The sequence below is a fragment of the Helicobacter ibis genome (assembly GCF_027859255.1).
Lineage (GTDB): Bacteria > Campylobacterota > Campylobacteria > Campylobacterales > Helicobacteraceae > Helicobacter_D > Helicobacter_D ibis.
Genome location: NZ_JAQHXR010000023.1, coordinates 1 through 250, shown reverse-complemented (window position 1 = coordinate 250; position 250 = coordinate 1). Strand labels below are relative to the sequence as shown.

1 protein-coding gene is annotated in these 250 nt (G+C 24.4%); it reads right to left on the bottom strand.

What is annotated here, in order from left to right; translation table 11 throughout:
- The coding region (locus PF021_RS08570; RefSeq protein ID WP_271022063.1) for a DegT/DnrJ/EryC1/StrS family aminotransferase at positions 1-250 on the bottom strand (250 nt) is incomplete at both ends.

Below are 250 nucleotides of genomic sequence, written 5' to 3'. Positions count from 1 at the left end.
CTCATAAGTAGGCTTATAATGTACTTGTACACCTATGCCTAAATTCAATAATTTTTCAAAAATAATCTCTTTTTGGCAATAAAACTCAGGATAAAGTAAAATAGGATATAAATGTCTTGAGCTTTTTTTATAATCTTTGATTTTTATAGTGCTAAAATAAGGATTTTTTTCAAATTCTTTATCATAAAAACTTGTGATGATTTCTCTTTTTTCTAGCATATTATCAAGTTTTTTAAGCTGATTTATACCC